3 protein-coding genes are annotated in these 2470 nt (G+C 62.3%); all 3 read right to left on the bottom strand.

The features are described from left to right. Nucleotides 1-203: ATP-binding cassette domain-containing protein (locus E4P32_RS24000; protein ID WP_116436940.1), on the bottom strand; the 203-nt coding region annotated here is incomplete at its 3' end. Nucleotides 204-233: 30 nt separating this feature from the next. Continuing rightward, a complete protein-coding gene (locus E4P32_RS23995) occupies nt 234-1451 on the bottom strand; it encodes an ABC transporter ATP-binding protein (protein ID WP_116436941.1) in 1218 nt (405 codons plus the stop codon). A 176-nt stretch (nt 1452-1627) separates the two neighbouring features. Then, nucleotides 1628-2470: branched-chain amino acid ABC transporter permease (locus tag E4P32_RS23990; RefSeq protein WP_135008794.1), on the bottom strand; the 843-nt coding region annotated here is incomplete at its 5' end.

The raw sequence follows: 2470 nt of genomic DNA, 5'->3' as shown, positions 1-2470 counted from the left end.
TTGCCGGCCAGCTCGAAGCTGCCGGTGTCGGGCTGGTACAGCCCGGTGATGACGTTGAAGAAGGTGGTCTTGCCGGCGCCGTTGGGGCCGATCAGGCCGTAGATCTGGCCTTGTTCAATCGTCAGGCTCACGCCTGACAGGGCTTGCAGGCCGCCGAAGCGTTTGCTGACGTCGGCGATTTTTAACAGGGTGCTAGTGCTCATTGATTTGTCCTCTGTACTGTTCGTCGATGCTCAGGCCTTGACCACGCCCACGGCGGCGTCGCCGTGCGGGTGGTCGGCTTCGGGGCGGTCTTCATGCTTGGGCGATGGCCACAGGCCCGCAGGACGATTCAACATGATGATCACCATGGCCAGGCCGTAGAGCAACTGGCGCAGCACTTCGGCGTCGATCCAGACTTTGCCGAACAGGCTCATCTGCACCGGTTCGACCACGTGACGCAGCACTTCCGGCAAGGCCGCCAGGATCACGCCGCCCAGCACCACGCCGGGGATGTGGCCGATGCCGCCCAGCACCACCATGGCCAGGACCGCAATCGATTCGGTCAGCGAGAAGGATTCCGGCGAGACGAAGCCCTGGAAGGAGGCGAACATGGCGCCGGCCACACCACCGAACGACGCGCCCATCGCAAACGCGAGGAGTTTGACGTTACGCGTGTTGATGCCCATGGCCTTTGCCGCGATCTCGTCTTCGCGGATCGCCACCCAGGCACGGCCCAGGCGCGAGTCCTGCAGGCGGATCGAGAAGAAGATCACGCCGATGCACAGCAGCAGGAAGAGGAAGTAATAGGCGTTCACCGACGGCATGCTGAAACCGAGGAACTTGACGATCGAGCCGGAGCCGGGTTCACCGGCCAGCGAGACACCGAAGACGCGGATCGGGTCGATCAGGTTGATCCCCTGCGGGCCGTTGGTGATGTTCACCGGCGCGTTCAGGTTGTTCATGAAGATGCGGATGATTTCACCGAAGCCCAGTGTCACGATGGCGAGGTAGTCGCCACGCAGCTTCAGCGTTGGCGCACCCAGCAGTGCGCCGAACAGCGCCGCCACCATGGCCGACAGCGGCACGATGATCCACAGCGACAGGTGAATCCCGGTCTGCACGATCTGCGGGCCGCACACCATCACGAGGAAGTTGCCCACCGCCGGATAGGTGTTGACGAAGGATTGCAGCACGTCGGCGAACTGCGGTGACGCCAGCAAACCTGCCGTGTAGGCGCCGATCGCGTAGAACGCGATGTAGCCCAGGTCCAGCAGGCCGGCGAAGCCGACCACTACGTTCAGGCCCAGGGCCAGCATGATGTACAGCAACGCCATATCCATGATGCGTACCCAGGAGTTGCCGAACATGCTGGCAACGAAGGGGAAGATGATCATCAGGATCAACAGCACCACCAGGCTGATGTTGGCCTGGCGCGGGTTGCGTTTCTTGTCGAAGGTGAGGAAGGCCATAATTAAGTTCTTTCTGTTTGCGTTAGCAAATGGAAAATTTGCTCAGGTTCCGTAGCGAGCGGACGTCAGCTGTCGCCGACCGGAGCACAGCCACCGGAGTGTACTGAGGTACACGAGGATGGCGAGCACCGTACGGCGGCAGATCACGTTCGCGCAGTAGGAACATGAGTAAATTTTTAGGCGCGGTCGGCGACGCGTTCACCCATGATTCCCGAAGGACGCAGGGTCAAGACGATGATCAGCACGATGAAGGCGAAGATGTCCTGGTAGTTACTGCCCAGGAAGTCGCCCGTCAGGTCGCCGATGTAACCGGCGCCCAGGCTCTCGATCAGACCCAGCAGAATGCCGCCCAGCATGGCGCCGTAGATATTGCCGATGCCGCCCAAGACCGCTGCCGAGAAGGCCTTCAACCCCGGCACGAAGCCCATGGCGAATTGCGCTGTGGAGTAGTTGGCGGCCCACATCACGCCGGCGATTGCGGCAAGCGCGGCGCCGATGATGAAGGTGACCACGATCACGCGATTCGAATCCACGCCCATCAACCCGGCAATGCGCGGGTTCTCGGCCGTGGCGCGCATGGCGCGGCCCATCTTGGTTTTCTCAACGATGAGGACCAGGCCGATCATGGCGGCCAGGGCCAGCAGCAGCAACATGATCTGGGTCGGCGAGATCAGCGCGCCGGCGATGTGCACCGGGTCCGACGGCATGATCTGCGGGAACGGCAGCGGGCTGCGGCCCCAGATCATCATGGCCAGCGTCTGCAACAGGATCGACACGCCGATGGCGGTGATCAGGGGCGCCAGGCGCGGTGCATTGCGCAGCGGACGGTAGGCTACCCGTTCGATGATCATGCTCACGATCACGCACACGGGGATCGCGCCGATGATGGCGATGATCAGCTTGACGATGCCCGGCAGGTCCGGCGCCACGTGCTGGATCAGCTTCAAAATGCTCAAGCCTGCCATCGCGCCGATCATGAGCACGTCGCCGTGCGCAAAATTGATCAGGTTCAGCACGCC

It is taken from the genome of Herbaspirillum sp. 3R11 (assembly GCF_004563925.1).
Classification (GTDB): Bacteria; Pseudomonadota; Gammaproteobacteria; order Burkholderiales; family Burkholderiaceae_D; genus Herbaspirillum.
Note: the sequence above shows the minus strand (reverse complement) of the source record. Positions and strands in the feature narration are given on the sequence as shown.

What these genes read in the sequence shown, in the direction of transcription:
- E4P32_RS23995 (WP_116436941.1), bottom strand. Translation starts at nt 1,451, where the DNA reads ATGGCCTTCCTCACCTTCGACAAGAAACGCAACCCGCGCCAGGCCAAC.